The 14422-nt window shown below is 72.9% G+C and carries 12 protein-coding genes; 7 read left to right on the forward strand and 5 right to left on the reverse strand.

All coding sequences use genetic code 11. From position 1 onward, the window contains the following. The first annotated feature begins 221 nt into the window (after positions 1-221). Entirely contained in the window at positions 222-422 is a 201-nt protein-coding gene (locus tag NOD94_RS25965) for a hypothetical protein (RefSeq protein WP_281208522.1), read from the forward strand. A 69-nt stretch (positions 423-491) separates the two neighbouring features. On the opposite strand, the gene NOD94_RS25970 is transcribed toward NOD94_RS25965, so the two are convergent. From NOD94_RS25970 to NOD94_RS25985, 4 genes are all read right to left on the reverse strand, one after another. Further along, positions 492-1601, reverse strand: a complete 1110-nt coding sequence (locus tag NOD94_RS25970; protein ID WP_281208523.1) for an aryl-sulfate sulfotransferase — start codon at positions 1599-1601, stop codon at positions 492-494. A gap of 75 nt (positions 1602-1676) precedes the next feature. After that, positions 1677-2660 carry an NrtA/SsuA/CpmA family ABC transporter substrate-binding protein gene (locus tag NOD94_RS25975; RefSeq protein ID WP_281208524.1) on the reverse strand — a complete coding sequence of 328 codons (984 nt, stop codon included), beginning with the start codon at positions 2658-2660 and terminating at the stop codon, positions 1677-1679. A gap of 119 nt (positions 2661-2779) precedes the next feature. Further along, complete coding sequence (locus NOD94_RS25980; protein ID WP_281208525.1) at positions 2780-3496, reverse strand: ABC transporter ATP-binding protein; 717 nt, start codon at positions 3494-3496, stop codon at positions 2780-2782. Further along, positions 3493-4272 (reverse strand): ABC transporter permease subunit, encoded by a 780-nt coding sequence (locus NOD94_RS25985; RefSeq protein WP_281208526.1) that lies wholly within the window; start codon positions 4270-4272, stop codon positions 3493-3495. The genes NOD94_RS25980 and NOD94_RS25985 overlap by 4 nt, the downstream gene beginning before the upstream one ends. A 125-nt stretch (positions 4273-4397) precedes the next feature. On the opposite strand from NOD94_RS25985, the gene NOD94_RS25990 reads away from it, so the two are divergent. Next, positions 4398-4970: an XRE family transcriptional regulator gene (locus NOD94_RS25990; RefSeq protein WP_281208527.1), complete on the forward strand. Its 573-nt coding sequence runs from the start codon at positions 4398-4400 to the stop codon at positions 4968-4970. An 87-nt stretch (positions 4971-5057) separates the two neighbouring features. On the opposite strand, the gene NOD94_RS25995 is transcribed toward NOD94_RS25990, so the two are convergent. Next, entirely contained in the window at positions 5058-7502 is a 2445-nt protein-coding gene (locus NOD94_RS25995) for a serine hydrolase (protein WP_281208528.1), read from the reverse strand. Positions 7503-7746: 244 nt separating this feature from the next. On the opposite strand from NOD94_RS25995, the gene NOD94_RS26000 reads away from it, so the two are divergent. The 5 genes from NOD94_RS26000 to NOD94_RS26020 all read left to right on the forward strand — a co-directional run bounded on the left by NOD94_RS26000 (position 7747) and on the right by NOD94_RS26020 (position 14364). Then, entirely contained in the window at positions 7747-8169 is a 423-nt protein-coding gene (locus NOD94_RS26000) for a GntR family transcriptional regulator (protein WP_281208529.1), read from the forward strand. Further along, complete coding sequence (locus NOD94_RS26005) at positions 8166-9095, forward strand: ABC transporter ATP-binding protein (RefSeq protein ID WP_281208530.1); 930 nt, start codon at positions 8166-8168, stop codon at positions 9093-9095. Before NOD94_RS26000 ends, NOD94_RS26005 begins: the two co-directional genes overlap by 4 nt. After that, positions 9092-10045, forward strand: coding sequence for a transporter (locus NOD94_RS26010; RefSeq protein WP_281208531.1), 954 nt, complete (start codon positions 9092-9094; stop codon positions 10043-10045). Before NOD94_RS26005 ends, NOD94_RS26010 begins: the two co-directional genes overlap by 4 nt. Positions 10046-10138: 93 nt before the next feature. Continuing rightward, entirely contained in the window at positions 10139-10915 is a 777-nt protein-coding gene (locus tag NOD94_RS26015; RefSeq protein WP_281208532.1) for a class I SAM-dependent methyltransferase, read from the forward strand. 194 nt (positions 10916-11109) lie between these two features. Continuing rightward, positions 11110-14364 carry a TIM-barrel domain-containing protein gene (locus NOD94_RS26020; protein ID WP_281208533.1) on the forward strand — a complete coding sequence of 1085 codons (3255 nt, stop codon included), beginning with the start codon at positions 11110-11112 and terminating at the stop codon, positions 14362-14364. Positions 14365-14422 lie beyond the last annotated feature (58 nt).

Consider the following 14422-nt stretch of genomic DNA (forward strand, 5'->3'; position numbering starts at 1 on the left):
CCGGGCGGCAGGGTGAAACCGGGCCCCCCGGCCTTGATCAACTCGCGCAAGTTACCAGTCCGTAGCCCGCTGTTCACCCCGATGGGTCTGCTTCCGGCCGGCGGCCCCGTACGGCTGGTCCATTCGGATGGGACTCGCGGCCACGCCGTCGGGCGCGGGGACAGCCGGGTCGCGGTTGCCTACCTTCGGTGCTTGCCCCCTCCCTTTCGAAAGGTGGATCCATGCGATCTGTCCGTTCCGTCCTCACGGTCCTCGCCGCCGGCGCCCTCGTCTTCGGTGGCGCCTCCGCCGCGAGCGCCGACGTGACCGTGACCGTTCCGGAAGGCAACAACTACAACCTCGTCTTCGGCGACTGGTTCCAGTTCGCCGCGGACGACATCTTCAACGCCGGTCACGACAACACCGTGGGCTCGAACAACTGACGAGGCCGCACCGGCTCCGGCCGGTCCCGCACCCCGGTCACCCGGGGCGCGGGACCGGCCGTCCGCCGTTCACAGCCAGGGAATCTGCTCCGCCCCGTACCGGTAGGCCCGGAACACCGAGTTCTGGGCGCCGCGCGAGGACTCCAGACCGGTGCCCCGGCTGAACGCGCCGAACTCGGGGACGACGAACTCCCACACCACGTCCCCGTCCGGAGTCACCTCGAAGAGCCGCCCGAAGGAACCCTCGGCGATGAACGTGTTCCCGTTCGGCAGCCGCTGCGCACTGGACATGTACGGGCTGTAGAAGTTCTGCGGCGGGTTGTCCTCGTACGCCCACACCTCCTCACCCGTGACCGGATTCAGCTCCAGCACCCGCGAGTACGGCACGGACGTCGTGTCGCGGTACGTCCCGTTGTCGAAGACCAGGATGTTGCCGCCCGGCAGCTCGTGGGGGTGGTGCTGCTGCGCCAGGACATCGGGTCCGATCCGCCAGCGCACGGAGCCGTCCGCCCGGTCGACGGCCACCGTCGTGGACGCACTGCGGAAGCCGATCACGATGCCGCCGTCGGCGAGTTCGTTGACGGTGTTGGCCATCGGCCAGTGCTCACGCGCGAAGTGCGGGTTGAGCGGCACCTCCTCGGGGTCGAGGTGCTCGATGGCCGCCCAGCGCCAGACCGTCTCGCCGGCCCAGGTCAGTTCGTACACCACGTCCCCGTAGATCACCCCGTCCGCGGCCTCCGAGCCGGGGATGCCGCCGCGGATCCGGGCCGCGTCGGCCGGGGACAGCGGCTCCACCACCGTGATGAGCAGGTTGCCGTTGCGCAGCACGGAGGCGTCGTGGTGGTGGAAGGGGTGCCGTACCTCGCGCAGCACGGTGGAGTCGGGCGCGAGTTCCTGGAAGATGCCGCCGTGGTAGACGTCCCAGATCGGGAAGAGCGTCGGCCCGGAGGTGTCCTTGGCCGCGTAGAAGAGGTTGCCGTTCGGCAGCAACTGCGCCTGCCGGCCGGGCGGGTACGGGGACTTCCAGGTGTGCGCGGTGCGGCCCTCGATGTCGACGAGGTGGATCTCGCCGTCCCCCGTGATGGGGGTGTAGAGCGTGTAGCCGCCGTGGCTGCGTTCGGGGTCGTGGGCGCGCAGGCCGGTACCGCGGCGGCGCAGGGTGTTCTGGTCGACGGACATGGGGGAGCTCCTTCGGTGGGCGGTCGGAACGGGTGAAGGGGAGGGTGGGCCGGTGGGACGCGGGTGGGTGGGAGGTCAGCCGACGGTGACGGCTGCCGGATCGACGGCCTTGAGCGGACCGGGACGCAACTTCCCCAGCAGGGCCGCCCGGTCGGCGTCGCCGGGCAGGGACTGTGTGGCCTTGGCCCAGGCGGCCTCGTCCGTCAGCTGCGTCAGCAACTCGGGCGACAGGCTCGCGCCGTACGTGTAGCGCGGTTGGAAGGCGTCGACGTACGCCGCCTGGAGCGCGCCCTTCGACTGGGCGACCACGGCCGCCCGGGCGGCCGCCGGGTCGGCGGTCGCCGCCTGCTGGGCGCGCAGCACCGTGCGCAGGACCGCCGTCACGGCTTCGTCGGCCGCGGAGGGGCCCGCGATGAGGAGGGTCCGCGCGGTGTAGCCGGTGAAGGGGAGTTCGGCGTAGCGGTCGCCGAGCGCGGTGCGCGCCGCGTCGTAGAAGCTGGGGAAGGTGACGCCGGCGTCGACGTCGCCGCGGGCCAGCGCCGCCGCGACCTGGTTGGGGGCCAGGTTGACGACGGTCACGTCGGCCGCGGTCAGCTGAGCCGAGCCGAGCATCCGGCTCAGGGCGTACTCGACGTTCGTGCCCCGCGGGACCCCGACCTTGCGGCCCTTCAGCGACGCGAAGCCGGTGATGCCGCGGTCGGTGGCGGACAGCAGCCGCCAGTCGGAGAACCGCGAGAGGTCGGCGACGATCCGCACGTCGCGCCCGCTCAGCGCGGCCGTCACGGCGGGCAGGTCGCCCACGATCCCGAGCTGCGCCTGGCCACCCAGTACGGCGTTCAGGGCGTCGCGCCCGGTGGGCAGGGTGGTCACGGTGGCGTCGACGCCCTCGGCGGCCCACAGGGCGCGTTCCTCGGCGATGTGGACGGGGGCGCCGCCCAGGTGATCGCTGCCGGCCACGGTCACGGCGAGCCTCCCGCCGGCCTTCGAGGGGGTGGTGGCCCCGCCGCCGCAGGCGGTGGCGAGGGCGCAGAGCAGGGAGGCCAGGAATACGGCGGCCACCGCACGGGGTCCGGTCGTGGATCGTGATCCGGGGGCGGATCGGGGTCCGGGCATGGTTCGGGGTCCTTCCGGGGCAAGGGGAGCAAGGAGCAAGGAGGGGGGCGGAACGCGGTCGGCGCTCAGCCGGCGCCGAGGTGGCGGGCGATCAGCGCGCGCAGGTCCGGGTCGGGCGGGCCGGGGGCCACCACGTGGTCCGCCAGGACCCGGCCGGGGGACCCGCCGAGGACGACGACCCGTTCGGCGAGGGCGAGCGCCTCGTCGATGTCGTGCGTCACGAAGAGCACGGTGGTGCCGCTGCGCTGCCACAGCTCCCGCAGCAGACCCTGCATCCGGGAGCGGGTCAGCGCGTCCAGCGCGCCGAACGGCTCGTCCATCAGCAGGACTTCGGGACGGGCGGCCAGGGCGCGGGCCAACGCCACGCGCTGCTGCATGCCGCCCGACAACTGCGCCGGGTACTTCCGCGCGCCGTCGGCCAGCCCGACCTCCTCCAGCGCGGCCAGCGCCCGCTCGCGGCGCTCGGGGCGCGTCAACCCGAACCGTTTGAGGGCGAACTCGACGTTGCCCCGGGCCGTGCGCCACGGGAACAGCGCGTAGTGCTGGAAGACCACGCCCCGGTCCGGGCCCGGCCCCAGAACCGTCTCCGACCCGGCCGTCACCCGCCCCGCCGCCGGGCGGACGAACCCGGCCACCGTGTTCAGCACCGTGGACTTCCCGCAGCCGCTCGGCCCCAGCAGGGCGGTGAACGAACCCGCGGGGAACTCCAGGTCGGTGGGTTCCAGCACCGGGGCGTCGCCGTACCCGACCGACAGTCCCTCCAGTCGCACCGTCAGGCTCATGATGCGCTCCAGTGCACGAAGCGACGGCCCACGGCGGCGAGCGCGAGGTCGGCGGCCACCCCGAGCAACCCGAGGACGAGCAGCCCCGCGAACATCCGGTCCACCCGAAGGAACTGTCCGTCCACCTGGAGTCGGTACGCCAACCCGGCGTCCGCGCCGCCCAGTTCGGCGGCGACCAGGGCCAGCAGTGCCACGGACGCGCCGTAGCGCAGCGCGGCGAGCAGGGCGGGAGCGGCCGCCGGCAGCAGCACCTCGGTGAAGCGCCGGTGCAGCGGTGCCCCCAGCGAGCGGGCCGCCCGCAGGTGCGAGACCGGGACGCGCGACACGCCGTCGTGGACGTACAGCCAGACGGCGAGCAGGACGGCGTAGGCGATCAGCAGCCGCTTCGCGCTCTCGCCGATGCCGAACCAGGCCGTCGCCAAAGGTACGAGCGCGATGGCCGGGATCGGTCGCAGGAAAGAGACCACCGGGGTCACCGCGGCCGACAGCCGGGGCAGGTAGCCCGTCGCGAAGCCCAGCGCGCCCCCGATCACGGCGCCGAGCGCGAAGCCCTGGCCGGCCCGGGCCAGACTGGCGCTCAGGTCGGTGGCCAGCACCCCGCTGCGGGCACTGTCGACGAGCGCCGCGACCGTCTCGGCGGGGGTGGGCAGCAGCCCCGGAGCCACGGCGCCGGACCAGGCGGCCAGTGACCAGAGGGCGAGCACCGCACCGGCCGCGCCCAGGGCGGGCCCGAGCCGGCCGAGGGCCCGGCCCACGGGTGTTGGGGTGGCTTGCACGCGAGGACTCCTTCGTTGATAAGTGAGGTCAATAATTGACCACGCTTATTAACGGGGTGTTGCAGCGGTGCGAAACCTCCCGGGACCCCCCGGGCGAAGATCGGCGATGGGGTACGTTCACCAGCGTGTCTCGACCCGAACCCACCCCCGAAGCGATCGAGGTCGGGCGGGCGATCCGCGGCTGCCGCACCGCCCGCCGCGTCTCCATGGCCGTACTGGCCACCCGCTCGGGCCTCTCGCAGCCCTTCCTCAGCCAGCTGGAACGTGGACTCGCCACGCCCAGTCTCAGCTCGATCTACCGCATCGCCGAGGCCCTCGACGTGGCGCCGGGAACCTTCCTGCGCCGCCCCGACCGGCCCGGCGTCGTCAGCCACGAGAGCGATCCGCAGGTCATCCGCGTGAGCGAGGCCGCCGGGCAGGTCGCCAAAGTGCTCATCCCCGGCGGGAGCAGTGGGCTGATGGAGGCCTACGAGCACCATTTCGAACCCGGCCGGGGCGAACGCGGCTGGTTCGAGCACCCCGGCGAGGACTTCCTCTACGTCCTGGAGGGGGAGCTCGTCCTGGAGGTCGAGGGCGAGGAACCGCTCGTCCTGCGCGCGGGCCAGAGCGCCCACCACCGGGGCGAGATCCCGCACCGCTGCGGACTCGGCGGACGTACGGCGCCCGCCCGCACCCTGCTGGTCATCGCGAACGCGTAGGCGGGGCAACCGGGTCGGCCGTCCGGACGGGCGCGCGGCGGCGTCCGGACGGCCCGGTTCGGGACCTCGGTCCGTGCCGGGACCGGGTCAGGACAGTCGCGTCACCCGCGCGACGAACGACGGCCCGTCCAACACGCCCTCCACGGCGACCGGTACGGACTTCGCGCCGTCGCCCTCGCCCACGGTGAGCACACCGACCTCGGTCCCCGCCTTCGCCTCGTGCGGAACGGACTTCGGACCCGGGGTGAGCGACAGCCGCAGTTCCTGCCCCGGGACGCCGATGACGTTGACGTCCTTCGTGGCCACCAGCGGAGTCGAACCCCCGAGGCCGTCCGACAGGTGACCGACGAGCTGGCCCTTGCGGATGACCGTCGTCGAGGTCAGCGCCGTACGGACCGCCTCGATCACCTTCCGGCTGTTCTCCTTCACCAGACCCAGCGCCTTGGTGGCATTCGGGTCCGGGCCGTCCACGCGCTGCTCCATCATCGCGCCGAGTATCAGCCGCGTCTCGCTCCCGACCGTCTTGTACGCGGCCCAGAGCAGGGTGCCACCGGCGGGCGTGCTCGACCCGGTCTTGATCCCCTTGATGCTCAGACCGTTGGCCAGCAACAGGTTGTCGTTGTTGTTGATGATCGGCTTCGGCAGGCCCTCGATGGTCGCGTTGGGCATCGCGACGATCGCCCGGAACGCCTCCTCCTTCATCACCGCCTCGCCGAGTTTGATCTGGTCGGCGGCCGTGCTGACGGTACCGGCGTCCAGCCCGCTGGGGTCCGTGTACGTGGTGTCGTTCATCCCGAGTTCCTTCGCGGCCGCGTTCATCTTCGCGACGAAGGCGGCCGTGGAGTCGGTGCCGGTGTCCCAACGGGCCAGCAAACGGGCGACGTTGTTGCCCGAGGGAATCATCAGCATCTTCAGCATGTCCTGCTGGCTGAAGGTCTGCCCGGCCGTCAGCCCCTCGATCCGGGACTCGTCCTCGGCGGCGCCGTCGGCCACCGCCGCCGCGTCGACCTCGATGCGCGGACCGGCTTCGTTCTTGCGCAGCGGATGCCCCTTGAGGATGACGTAGGCGGTCATCACCTTCGCGACGCTGGCGGTCGGTACGGGCTTCTGCTCGCCGAAGGAGCCGATGTCGCCGGAGCCCGGCACGCGGACGGCCGCCTGCCCCTTGGCGGGCCAGGGGATTTGGGTGCTCCCCTCGAAGGCGTACGTGGTCGAGTCGCCGACGAGCTGCGGCGCCGGCAGGGGGCGCAGCAACTGCCCCCCGATGGCGGCGGCGCCGAGCAGCAGCAGGATCGGCGTCCACACCTTGACGCGGCGCGTGATGGTACGACGCGGGGTCTCCGGCGGGGGAGCGGTGTTGGTCAGCTCGGCCAGCAGGTCGAGCGGCGGCAGCGGAGCCTCCCGCGTGCGCTCCGCCGCCGGGAGCTCGACGACGACGGGCGGCGCGGTCGCCCGCGCGGGGGCCGGGCGGGGGTCCTTGAGCGCGACGAACGTACTGGTCCGCTCGGGGTCGTCGGCCGGCGCGGGCTCCGCCGGTCGGGGCTTCGGCTCGGGCTTCGCCGGCTTGGACTTCGCCGGTTCGGGCTTTGGCTCGGGGTCGGCGGTTTCGGCGTCTGCGGGTTCGGGGTCGGCGGTTTCGGGGTTGGCCTCCGGGGCGGCGGCTTCGGCGTCGGCCACCCGGGGATCCGCGCCCTGGGGGTCGGCCTCCGCTTCCGGGGCATCGGGGTCGGCGTCCGAGTCCGCGTCCGCGTCCGAGTCCGCGTCCGCGTCCGCGTCCGAGTCCGCGTCCGAGTCCGCGTCTGCGTCCGCCTCTGCGTCCGCCTCGGTGTCGGCGGCCGGGGGTTCGGCTTCCGCGTCCGGGGCGTCTTCCTGCTCGCGGGGGTCCGTGTCGGCCGGGGTCGGCGGAGCTTCGGTGTCGGCGGGCTCGGCGTCCTGCGCGGCAGCGCTGTCCGGCTCGGCGTCGGCGGCGGCCGCCGCCACGGGCTCGCCCGCGGTGTCCGGCTCCGCTTCCTCCTCGGGGAGTTCGGTCGCGGGCCGTACGGTACCGGCCCCGTCCCCGGCGGTGTCATCGGTGCGGTCGGACGCCGGCTCCGGGGAGTCCGCCTCACCCCGCGCGTCGGAGTCCGGGTCCGTGTCGGCACCCGCGTTCCCGCTCGGGTCGGCGTCCGCGTCGGCGTGTGCCTCGGCGGCGGGGTCGGCATCCGTCTCCGCGTCCGTACCGGTCGTTGCCGACGCGCCCGCCCCCGCGGTTCCGTCGCCGGGGCCCGAAGTGGCCTCCTCCGCGTCCCCGGCGCCGGCCGTTGCGGAACCCGGGGTCGTGGTCGGTTCCCCGGAGCCCTCGGTCGGGCTCGGGGGCCGTGCCGGTTCCCCGGAATCCTCCGCCGCGCTCGGGGCCTTCGCCCGGCCCTCGGTGTCCTCCCGGCCCGGGGTGTCCCGCCGGGCCCGCTCCGGGGCCGTAGCGGTCTCCACGTCCTCCGACGCTCCGTCGCCACCGGCCGCCGTCGCCTCGCCCGCCACCGATTCCGCCTTCATCTCCAGCGCCCCACCTTGCTGCTCACGCCCGGTCGGGCCGCTCGCGCGGCGCCGGTCCGGCCGGTTCTTGCCGACACGTCGGCGCGCCCCTTCGGAGCCCGCCGCATCCCTAGATGTGCGCCGCGGCCCCCGCGTTCCCCGCGCCGGAAGCTGTGACCGTTCGGTCATACTCCGCCGCGGTTTGACGATCACGACGCCACCCTGCACTATTCCACTAACGTGTTAGTGGAATGAGGTGGAGCTGATGGAATTCCGAGTCGATCGTCGTAGCGGCGTCGCCACCTATCTGCAGCTCGTCACCCAGGTCAAGCAGGCGCTGCGACTGGGTGTGCTCGAACCGGGTGACCGGCTGCCGACGGCCCGTGAAGTGGTCGCGGCGACCGCCATCAACCCGAACACCGTCCTCAAGGCCTACCGGGAGCTGGAGCGCGAGGGGCTCGTCGAGCCGCGCCCCGGCGCCGGAACCTTCGTACGCCGGTCCCTGTCCCACCCCGGGGCGGCGGCCGATTCGCCGCTGCGCCTGGGCCTGGCCGCCTGGATGCTCCAGGCGCGCGAGGCGGGTCTGGGCCGGGAGGACATCACGGCGCTCGTCGCGGCGGCCGTGGACGACAGTTTCAGCACTTCCGGGCCCGAGGGGCCCGGTACGTCGAGAGAGGAGAAGGCGTGAGCGATCCGACCCACGCTCCGGCACTACGGGCGACGGGCCTCGGGCGGAAGTTCCGCGGCAGGCCGGCCCTGCGGGGGTGCGACGTGGAGTTGCCCCCAGGGCGCATCACCGCGCTCGTCGGCCCCAACGGCGCGGGCAAGAGCACGCTGCTCCAGCTCGCCGCGGGGCTGATGCGGCCGACCGACGGTCGGATACGCGTGTTCGGCGCCGCCCCCGGCACCCGCGAGGCCCGCCGGCGCACGGCCTACCTGGCCCAGGACAAGCCGCTCCACGCGGGTTTCACCGTCGAGGAAACCCTCGGTCTGGGTCGCAGGCTCAACCCCGGCCGATGGGACGGGGCCGCCGCGGAACGGCTCGTACGTCAGGGGAACATCCCCTTCGGCACCCGGATCGGCTCGCTCTCCGGCGGCAACCGGACCCGGGTCGCCCTGGCGCTGGTCCTCGGCAAGCGCGCCGACCTGTTGCTGTTGGACGAACCGCTCGCCGACCTCGACCCGCTCGCCCGCCACGAGGTCATGAGCCTGCTCATGACGGAAGCCGCCGAACGCGGTACGGGCATCGTGATGTCCTCGCACGTCCTGGCCGAGTTGGAGGACGTCTGCGACCACGTGGTCCTCCTGCAGGGCGGTGCCGTCCGGCTCGCCGGGGACGCGACGGAACTCTGCGACGCGCACACCTGGCTCACCGGCCGCGCCGACCCGATGGAACCCGACGGCCTGCCGCGCGCGTTCGACCGCGACGCCGTCGTGCACGTCGCCGCCAGTGGCCGTCAGGTCACCGCCCTCGTCCGCACGTCGCCCGGCGAGCCGTTCGCGCCGGGGGGCCGGTGGATCGCCGAAACCCCCTCCCTGGAAACCCTGTTGCTCGCACACCTGCGCTCCGCGCGCCCCGCCGCCGACCCCACGACGACGGAGGTCGCCGCATGAAGGGCGCGCTCTGGCTGGCCTGGCGCCAGCAGCGGCTGCTGATCCTGACCGCCGTCGCACTGCTCGTCGGATGTGCGGTGTGGGTGGCGTACCAGCGCTCCGGGATGACGCAGCTGATCGAGGAATACGGGTGGGTGCCCTGTCCGGGGTGGAACGGTGGCTGCGAGAGCGTCGCGACCTACGAGATCATGAACGGCAACGTCGACGGCATCCGGATGCTCGGCACCCTCGGGTTCGCGATCCCGGCCCTCATCGGCGTGTTCTGGGGCGCCCCCCTCATCGGCCGCGAGCTGGAGAGCGGGACCTTCAAGATGGCCCTCACCCAGGGCGTCGACCCGCGCGGCTGGTTCGCCGCCCGCTTCGGACTCGCGGCGCTGGTCGCCCTGTTGACCTCGGCGGTCGTCGCGGCCCTCGTCGCCTGGTGGTGGCTGCCCATCGCCAACACCCTCGAAGGCCCCTACTGGCACGATGCCGTCGTCTACAACGCGACCGGTCCGGCCCCGCTCGCCGCGGCGCTGTTCGCCCTCGCCGTCGGCACCCTGGCGGGACTCCTGGTGGGCAAGGTGCTGCCCGCGATGGGAGCGGCCTTCGGGGTGATCGGCACGGCGATGCTCGCCGTCAACTTCTTCCGCACCTCCTGGATCGACCCGGAGATCCGGATCACCCCCGGTATGACGCCCAAGCGGCTCGTCGGCAGCGCCTGGTCGACGGGTGAGTTCGGCTACCGCACGCCGGACGGCCGGGAGTTCTCCATCGACCAGTGGTGCCAGACGTCCGGGTGGGACGCCCAGCAGTGCATGGACGAGAACGGTTTCACCAGCCGGTACCACAAGGTCTATCCCAGCGGCGACTTCTGGACCTTCCAGTGGATCGACACCGCGCTCTACCTGGGCCTGGCGGCCGTCCTGGTCGCCGTCACGCTGGCCGTACTGCGCCGCCGCACGGCCTGACCCGTCGTACGGCCCGACCTGTCGTACGGCCTGACCTGTCGTACGACCCGCATCACCACCGCACCTCTTCTCCGTACCTCAGGGGGACCCCTCATGGCCACCAAGAAGAACCTCACCGCCAACCGTGCCGGCGTCGGGCACAAGGTCCGCTACGCGCTGGGCAACCCGACCCGCATCGCCCCGTACGTCCGGCGGGCCGCCCGGGACGGCTGGCTGCGCTTCAAGCACCCCGACCACGTGGGCTACTACCGCGCCGTCATGGCGTCCGACACCGGCCGCAGCCCGGAGGCGGCCGTCGGCAGCCGGAGCCACGACCGGTGGTTGGCCCTCGGCAGGATGCAGTTCGACTACCTGATCGGGCACGGCCTGGAGCCCGGGCACCGGATGCTCGACATCGGTTGCGGCAATCTGCGGGCCGGCTGGCGCTTCATCGAGCACCTGGAAACGGGCCACTACTACGGCATCGACATATCGCCCGACATCCTCATCGCGGCCAAGCAGACCCTGACGGGACGCGGACTCCAGGCCAAGCTGCCGCACCTGACGATCACCCAGGACCTGACCCTGGACTTCCTTCCCGACCACCACTTCGACGTGGTGCACGCGCACAGCGTCTTCTCGCACTCGCCGATCCACATCATCGACGAGTGCCTCGCCCACGTGGGACGGGTGCTGGCGCCGGGCGGTCGGTTCGACTTCACCTTCGACCGTACGGAAGGCGTCGAACACCAGGTCCTCCGCGAGGACTTCTACTACCGCACGCAGACCCTCGTGGACCTCGCGGCCAAGCACGGCCTGCGGGCCCGCTTCATGGAGGACTGGGAGCGCCTCGGCCACGGCCAGTCCAAGATCCGGATCACGGCCGGCTGACCGATCCGCGCCGGGAGGCCGCCACAACGGTTTCCCGGCGCGGCGACCCCGCCCGCATCCCGTCGGTGCTCAAAGCTGCGTGGTGAAGGACGACTTCGAGCAACTTCCTTCAAACAGCCCCTCGGGACCGCTATGTTGCCGGGAGCATGCCAAAGCGGTGTGTCCGCGATCCGGACCGCACGAGGAGCTGCCCGATGACACCGAGCACCAGTCGCGACCGGCACGACCCCCCACCCCCGCACCGAACCGCCCGGCCCGGCCGTCCCACCCGCCGTCGGACCCCGTTGAAGGCCCTGCTGGCCGCCGCCCTCGCCGTCGCGGGTCTCGCGGCCGTCGGTCCGGCCACCGCCCGCGCGGCGGGAACCGACCCCGTGAGGGGCGCGAAGGGCCCGGCGGTGACGGCGGGGGACGTCACCGGGTTCACCCGGGCCGGCAACACCTTCACCGTCAGCACGTCCGGCGGGGCGAAGGCCCGGGTGACGGTCGCCCGCGCCGACATCTTCCGGCTCCGGATCTCGCCCGACGGCTCCTTCACCGACGATCCGGCCGGTGCCGACCTGGCGCCCACCACCGACTTCGGGCCGGTGAACACCGACTGGACCGACGCCGGCGGGCACTACCGGATCACCACCGGAGCCCTGTCCATCCGCGTCGAGAAGTCGCCCCTGCGGTTCTCGGTCTACCGCGCCGACGACTCCACCCTCGTCTGGCAGGAGACCCGGCCCACCACCTGGGGCGGAGGCAGGACCACCCAGTACCTGGCCCGAGGAGCCGACGAGCAGTTCTACGGCACCGGCCTACGCCTCGGCGAATGGGCACTGCGCGGAAAGACCGTCCCCGTCGCCGTGGACAACCGGTGGCGCGAGAACGACAACGCCAGCCCCGCCCCCTTCTACATGTCGACCAACGGCTACGGCGTCATGCGCAACACCTGGGCCCCCGGCTCGTACGCCTTCGACGCGCCGACCGCCCTCACCCACGACGAGGACCGCTTCGACGCCTGGTACTTCACCGGGAACTCCCTCAAGTCCGTCCTCGACGCGTACACCGATGTCAGCGGCAAACCCTTCATGGCACCCCAGTGGGGCTTCGAACTCGGCAATGCCGACTGCTTCAACGCCTCCAACCCCGAGTACCAGGGCGAGCACGACCGGCCGCGGCACCAAACCACCCCCGACGTCGTCGGGTACGCGGCCGACGCCCGCGCCGCCGACATGCCCTCGGGCTGGTTCCTGCCCAACGACGGCTACGGCTGCGGCTACACCGCGCCCCTGAAGTCCACCGTGGACGCCCTCGCGGCCAAGGGGTTCCGAACGGGCCTGTGGACCTCCACCGGCCTCGGGTCCATCGCCGACGAGGTCGGCACGGCAGGTAGCCGCGGGGTCAAGACGGACGTCGCGTGGATCGGCAGCGGATACAAGTACGCCTTCGACGGGGTCCGGCAGGCCGTCGAAGGCATCGAGAAGAACTCCGACGCGCGTCGCTTCGTCTGGACCGTGGACGGCTGGGCGGGCACCCAGCGCAACGCCGTCGTCTGGACCGGTGACACCCACGGCACCTGGGACGACATGCGCTGGCACGTCCCCGCCATCACCGGAGCGGGCCTCTCCGCCCTCAACCACGCCGCCGGCGACGTCGACGGCATCTTCGGCGGCAGCCCGAAGACGTACGTCCGCGACCTCCAGTGGAAGGCCTTCACCCCGGCGTTCATGACCATGTCCGGTTGGGGTGCCACCGGCCCGTCGGCCGGCTACCAGGACAAGCAGCCCTGGCGGTTCGCCGAGCCGTACCTCTCCATCAACCGCAAGTACCTCCAGCTGAAGATGCGGCTGATGCCGTACCTCTACACGATGAGCCGCGTCGCCCACGAGAGCGGGGTGCCCAGCACCCGGGCCCTGGTCCTGGAGTACCCCGACGACCCGGTGGCCCGCGGCAACGCCACCAGCGGACAGTTCATGGCCGGCGACTCCTTCCTCGTCGCCCCCGTCGTCTCCGACACCTCGGTGCGCGACGGCATCTACCTGCCCGCGGGGACCTGGACGGACTACTGGAGCGGTAGGACGTACGCCGGGCCGGGGTGGTTGAACGGCTACCGGGCGCCCCTGGACACCCTCCCCCTCTTCGTGAAGGGCGGGGCGGTCGTCCCGATGTGGCCGCGGATGAACCACACCGGTGAGAAGCCCGTCTCCACCCTCACCTACGACATCCATCCGCGCGGGTCCTCCACCTTCAGCCTCTACGAGGACGACGGTCTGACCAGGGCCCACGAGTCGGGCGCCTTCGCCCGCCAGCGCGTGGACGTCACCGCCCCCGCTTCGGGATCCGGGACGGTCACCGTCGCCGTCGGAGCCCCCACCGGCGACTACACGGGCAAGCCCGCGTCGCGCGGCTACGAGTTCAGCCTGCACGTGGCCTCCGCCCCCACCTCCCTCACCGTGGACGGCGCCCCGTCGGCCCGCCTCGCCGACAAGAGCGCCTACGACGCCGCCGCGTCGGGCTGGTTCTTCGACCCGGCCGACCGGGCGGGCGTCCTGTGGGTCAAGTCCGGTACGAAGTCGGGGGCGTTCACCGTCACCGCCGCCGGGGTGGCCGTCCCGGCGGCCGACCCGGTCCCGGCCGGCTCGCCGCCCCTGGACCGGACGCGGTGGAGCCTGGTCTCCGCCGACAGTCAGGAGACGGTCGCCGAGAACGGCGCCGCACGCAACGCCTTCGACGGCAATGCCTCCACCCACTGGCACACGGCCTGGTCCGGCGGCGCCCCGGCCGCGCTGCCGCACGAGATCGTCCTCGACCTCGGGGCCCGCCACACCGTCGACGGGCTGGGCGTCCTGCCCCGCCAGGACGGCGGCGTCAACGGCCGGATCGGCGGCTACGAGGTCCACGTCTCGGACTCCACCGCCGACTGGGGCACCCCCGCCGCCACCGGCACCCTCGCCGACGGCGCGAGCGTCCAGAACGTCGCCCTCGCGCCCCGGACCGGCCGCTACCTCCGACTCAGGGCCCTGACCGAAGCCGGCGGACGCGGGCCCTGGACCAGCGTCGCGGAACTCACCCTGACCGGCCGCCCGGCACCGCTCCCGGCCGACGCCACCCTCGTCAACGCGGCCTCCGCGCGGTGCGCGGACCTCCCGCACAGCGCCACCGCCCCCGGCACCGAACCCACCCTCTACACCTGCCACGGCGGCCCGAACCAGCGCTGGACGCTGCATCCCGACGGCCGCCTCACCGGTCTCACCGGGATCTGCCTCGACGGCGCCGACCCGGCCAAGGTCACCGTGCGGGGCTGCGACGGCAGTCCCGGCCAGAGCTGGCGGACCGCCCCGGACGGCAGTCTGCGGACCGCCGACCAGTGCCTCACCCCGGTCGGGTCGGGCACCGCCAACGGGACCCGGCTCACCCGGGCCGCCTGTACGGGCGCGGCAGCCCAGCGCTGGACCCTCACCCCCTGACCCGTCGCACGCGGGGTCCGGCCCGGCCCCCCACGCCGGGCCGCTCCCCGCGCACGAC

Origin of the sequence: Streptomyces sp. Isolate_45 (assembly GCF_024721315.2) — a bacterium.
Lineage (GTDB): Bacteria > Actinomycetota > Actinomycetes > Streptomycetales > Streptomycetaceae > Streptomyces.